Genomic DNA, 4,349 nt, shown 5'->3' with positions numbered 1-4,349 from the left:
TGCTTTCCAGGTTTCCGCTCTCGCGTTTCCCTTTCCGGCGGTTCCGACTCTATCAGATCCTTTCGGCGTCTGATTCCCAGTCAGCGGGTGTTGTCTTCGCGGCTGGTGGGCCGTTCCGACGAGTGAGACTTTAGCGGATTCCCGGCCTCCGAGCTAATCGGGGGCCGCGTCCTTTCGAACGTGGATTCCTCATTCCGTAAATACGCACGCAGAAGCAGTCGACGACGTGTCGCCGATTACTGGTAGGTACTTGCGGAGTGGCTGTCCGGGGACCGACCGGGGTCGGCGCTCACGTCGGACAACTCGGAGAACACTACGTATCCGGTTGGGGTGTGTCAACTTGCGGCGGGACGGCACCCCGGCGGCGTAGGGTGGACGGCATGACTACGCGTACGTGTACCCAGCAGTGGTGGCCCGCCTGACGGCGGCCCGTGCTCACGTACGTAATCAACGGCCGCCGCTTCGGCGGCCGTTCGTGTTTCTCCCTCCAGAACCTCAGAGGGCCGGCCGCAGGGACGGCGGTCTCGACCAGGAGGTGGAGAGGGAATGACACGGGTCTTCAGCGGGATCAAGCCGACCGGGCACCTGACTCTGGGGAACTACCTGGGGGCCATGCGCCAGTGGGCTGCCGTGGACCAGCACCAGGCCGACGCGCTGTTCTGCGTCGTCGATCTGCACGGCATGACCGTGGACCACGATCCGGCCCGGCTGCGCAGGCTCACCCGGCAGGCGGCGACGCTCCTGCTGGCGGCGGGGCTGGATCCGGAGCTGTGCACCGTGTTCGTGCAGAGCCATGTCGACGAGCACACCCGGCTGTCGTACGTCATGGAGTGCGTGGCGACCGACGGTGAGATGCGGCGGATGATCCAGTACAAGGAGAAGGTCGCGAGCGAGGGGGCGCGTGGGCGGGGGGTGCGGCTGTCCCTGTTGACGTATCCGGCGCTGATGGCGGCGGACATCCTGGCCTATGGGGCGGACGAGGTGCCGGTCGGGGACGACCAGGCGCAGCACGTGGAGCTGACGCGGGATCTCGCGGTGCGGTTCAACCAGCGGTACGGGCACACGTTCGTGGTGCCGAAGGCGACCGTGCCGGCGGTGGCGGCGCGGGTGATGAACCTGCAGGATCCGACGGCGAAGATGGGGAAGAGCGACGACTCCGGGCCGGGGATCGTCTATCTGCTCGATGAGCCGGACGTGATCCGCAAGAAGGTGATGCGGGCCGTGACCGACAGCGGGCGGGAGGTCGTGTACGACCGGGAGGAGCGGCCAGGGGTCGCGAATCTGCTGGAGATTCTCGCTGCGTGCACAGGTGGGAACCCTGAGTCACTGGCAACCGTTCACGATTCGTACGGCGCTCTGAAGCAGGCCACCGCGGAGGCGGTGCTGGAGACGCTGAGGCCCGTTCGGGCCAGGCACAAGGAGTTGTGTGCCGATCCGGGATACGTGGAGGGGGTGCTGCGGCATGGAGCGGAGAAGGCTCGGGCGATCGCCCGGCCGATCGTCGATACCGCCTATCGGGCGATCGGGCTGTTGCCGCCCGGCGCCGTCTCGGGGGCGGGGCCGAGGGCGGCGACAGCCGAGCCCGCGTTGAACGCGGCGTTGTAGGCGCGTAGGGATTCCTGGCTCAGGTGGGTGGCGGTGTCCTGGAGCAGCGCTCCAGGACACCGCGATCTGGCGCCCCTTCGGTCTACGGCGGGCCCCTTCGGTCTACGGCGGGCGGTCAGTCCTTCTTGCCGGAGGCGAGTTGGCGGCTGCGGTCGCGGGCGGCTTCGAGGGCGGCGATGAGAGCGGCGCGGACGCCGTGGTTCTCCAGTTCGCGGATGGCGTTGATGGTGGTGCCGGCCGGCGAGGTGACGTTCTCGCGGAGCTTGACGGGGTGTTCACCGCTGTCGCGGAGCATCACCGCGGCGCCGATCGCGGACTGGACGATGAGGTCGTGGGCCTTGTCGCGGGGCAGGCCGAGCAGGATGCCTGCGTCGGTCATGGCCTCGACCAGGTAGAAGAAGTACGCCGGGCCCGAGCCGGAGAGGGCGGTGCAGGCGTCCTGCTGGGACTCGGGCACCCGGAGGGTCTTGCCGACGGCGCCGAAGATCTCCTCGGCGTGGGCGACATGGGCCTCGGTGGCGTGGGTGCCGGCGGAGATGACGGACATGGCCTCGTCGACGAGGGCGGGGGTGTTCGTCATGACGCGGACGACCGGGGTGCCGGTGGCGAGGCGCTCCTCGAAGAAGGAGGTGGGGATGCCCGCGGCGCCGCTGATGACGAGGCGGTCGGCGGGGAGGTGCGGGGCGAGTTCGTCGAGGAGGGTGCCCATGTCCTGGGGCTTGACCGTGAGGATCAGGGTGTCGGCGGTCTTCGCGGCCTCGGGGTTGGTGACCGGGGTGACTCCGTGGCGGGCGCGGAGTTCTTCGGCCCGTTCGGGGCGGCGGGCGGTGACCAGGAGGTCGGCAGGGGCCCAGCCGGCGCGGATCATTCCGCTGAGCAGGGCTTCGCCGATCTTGCCGGTGCCGAGGACTGCGACTTTCTGACTCATGCGGTTCAGTCTGGCACCGGGGGTCGGGGCGGGGGCCGTCTGTCCGCTGGCCGGACTTCGGCGGGGGCGGTGGTGGCTAGGCCGTGCGTCGCCTCAGGGTGGCCGCTCCGAGGGCCAGGACCAGCAGGGCGCAGCCGGCGACGATCAGGACGTCCCTGACGAAGGTGGCGGTCATGTCGGTGTGGTGGAGGACCTCGTTCATGCCGTCGACGGCATAGGACATGGGGAGGACGTCGGAGACGGCTTCGAGGGCGGGGTGCATCTCGGAGCGGGGAGTGAAGAGGCCGCAGAGGAGGAGCTGGGGGAAGATCACCGCGGGCATGAACTGGACCGCCTGGAATTCCGAGGCCGCGAAGGCCGAGACGAAGAGACCGAGGGCCGTTCCGAGCAGGGCGTCGAGCAGGGCGACCAGGAGCAGGAGCCAGGGGGAGCCGGTGACGTCGAGGCCCAGGAGCCAGACGGCGAGGCCGGTGGCGAGGGCCGACTGGATGATCGCGAGGATGCCGAAGGCGAGGGCGTAGCCGGCGATGAGGTCGGCTTTGCCGAGGGGCATGGCGAGGAGGCGTTCGAGGGTGCCCGAGGTGCGTTCGCGGAGGGTGGCGATGGAGGTCACCAGGAACATCGTGATGAGCGGGAAGATGCCGAGGAGTGAGGCGCCGATGTTGTCGAAGGTGTGCGGGCTGCCGTCGAAGACGTAGCGGAGCAGGACCAGCATCAGGCAGGGGATGAGGATCAGCAGCGCGATGGTGCGGGGGTCGTGGCGGAGCTGGCGCAGGACGCGGGCGGCGGTGGCGGTGGTGCGGGAGAGGTTCAGGGCGCTGACGGGGATGGTGGCCGGCTGAGTGGTCATCGTGCCGATTCCTTTGTGCGGGAGGTGGCGTCGGCTTCGTCGACGAGGTGGAGGAAGGCGGCCTCGACGGTGTCGGAGCCGGTGCGGGTGCGCAGGGCCTCGGGGGTGTCGTCGGCGAGGATCTCGCCCTCGCGCATGAGGAGCAGGCGGTGGCAGCGCTCGGCCTCGTCCATGACGTGGGAGGAGATGAGGAGGGTGGCGCCGCGGGTGGCGGCGATGGAGTGAAAGAGGTTCCAGAGGTCGCGGCGCAGGACGGGGTCGAGGCCGACGGTGGGTTCGTCGAGGACGAGGAGCTCGGGGCTGCCGAGCAGGGCGACGGCGAGGGAGACGCGGTTGCGCTGGCCGCCGGAGAGGTTGCCGGCGAGGGCGTCGGCGTGGCTGGTGAGGTCGACTTCGCCGAGGACGCGGTCGACGTCGGCGCGGCGGGCGGAGGCGGGGCGGGTGGGGTCGAGGATCGAGCCGAAGTAGTCGAGGTTCTGGCGGATGGTCAGGTCGTCGTAGACGGAGGCGGCTTGGGTGACGTAGCCGATGCGGGTGCGCAGGGAGGGGTGGCCGGCGGGGCGGCCGAGGACGTTCAGGGTGCCGGTGACCTTGGCCTGGGTGCCGACGACGGCGCGCATCAGGGTGGACTTGCCGCATCCGGAGGGGCCGAGGAGGCCGGTGATCTGACCGCGCGGGACGGTGAAGTCGAGGCCGCGCAGGACGGTTCGGGGGCCGCGGACCGCGGTGAGTCCTTCGGCCTGGACGGCGGAGGGCAGGGCGGGGTTGCCGGGGGCCTGGGACGGCTCCGGCGAGTAATTCACCATGTGATGAATAATGCTCGGGAGGGGGTGGACCGTCAAGGGGACGGGGTGGCCGGGAGGGGTGGGGTCGCTCACCGGCGCTGGCCGGGTGCCCCCGCGCCCACCCGTGCCGCCCTGCGGCACGCCTGCCCGCAGCTGGGTAGCCACGTCAGCTGCAGCGCCC

General features: G+C 70.1%; 4 protein-coding genes. 1 reads left to right on the top strand and 3 read right to left on the bottom strand.

Annotated elements, in window-relative coordinates:
• The first annotated feature begins 546 nt into the window (after window positions 1–546).
• Window positions 547–1,605 carry a tryptophan--tRNA ligase gene (gene trpS, locus AB0D74_RS50255; RefSeq protein WP_362603381.1) on the top strand — a complete coding sequence of 353 codons (1,059 nt, stop codon included), beginning with the start codon at window positions 547–549 and terminating at the stop codon, window positions 1,603–1,605.
• A 115-nt stretch (window positions 1,606–1,720) separates the two neighbouring features.
• Here trpS and proC read toward each other — a convergent pair whose 3' ends face one another.
• From proC to AB0D74_RS50240, 3 genes are all read right to left on the bottom strand, one after another.
• The gene (proC, locus tag AB0D74_RS50250; RefSeq protein WP_362603378.1) at window positions 1,721–2,533 is read right to left on the bottom strand and encodes a pyrroline-5-carboxylate reductase; all 813 of its coding nucleotides are present in this window, start codon (window positions 2,531–2,533) and stop codon (window positions 1,721–1,723) included.
• A gap of 76 nt (window positions 2,534–2,609) precedes the next feature.
• On the bottom strand, window positions 2,610–3,383 hold the full coding sequence (locus AB0D74_RS50245) for an ABC transporter permease (protein WP_362603375.1): 774 nt from the start codon (window positions 3,381–3,383) through the stop codon (window positions 2,610–2,612).
• A complete protein-coding gene (locus tag AB0D74_RS50240) occupies window positions 3,380–4,189 on the bottom strand; it encodes an ABC transporter ATP-binding protein (RefSeq protein ID WP_362603372.1) in 810 nt (269 codons plus the stop codon). Before AB0D74_RS50240 ends, AB0D74_RS50245 begins: the two co-directional genes overlap by 4 nt.
• Between the last annotated feature and the right edge of the window lie 160 nt (window positions 4,190–4,349).

It is taken from the genome of Streptomyces sp. NPDC048278, assembly GCF_040652195.1.
Classification (GTDB): domain Bacteria; phylum Actinomycetota; class Actinomycetes; order Streptomycetales; family Streptomycetaceae; genus Streptomyces.
This window is presented reverse-complemented; position numbering and strand designations above follow the sequence as displayed.

What these genes read in the sequence shown, in the direction of transcription:
- trpS (WP_362603381.1), top strand. Translation starts at nt 547, where the DNA reads ATGACACGGGTCTTCAGCGGGATCAAGCCGACCGGGCACCTGACTCTG.
- proC (WP_362603378.1), bottom strand. Translation starts at nt 2,533, where the DNA reads ATGAGTCAGAAAGTCGCAGTCCTCGGCACCGGCAAGATCGGCGAAGCC.
- AB0D74_RS50245 (WP_362603375.1), bottom strand. Translation starts at nt 3,383, where the DNA reads ATGACCACTCAGCCGGCCACCATCCCCGTCAGCGCCCTGAACCTCTCC.
- AB0D74_RS50240 (WP_362603372.1), bottom strand. Translation starts at nt 4,189, where the DNA reads ATGGTGAATTACTCGCCGGAGCCGTCCCAGGCCCCCGGCAACCCCGCC.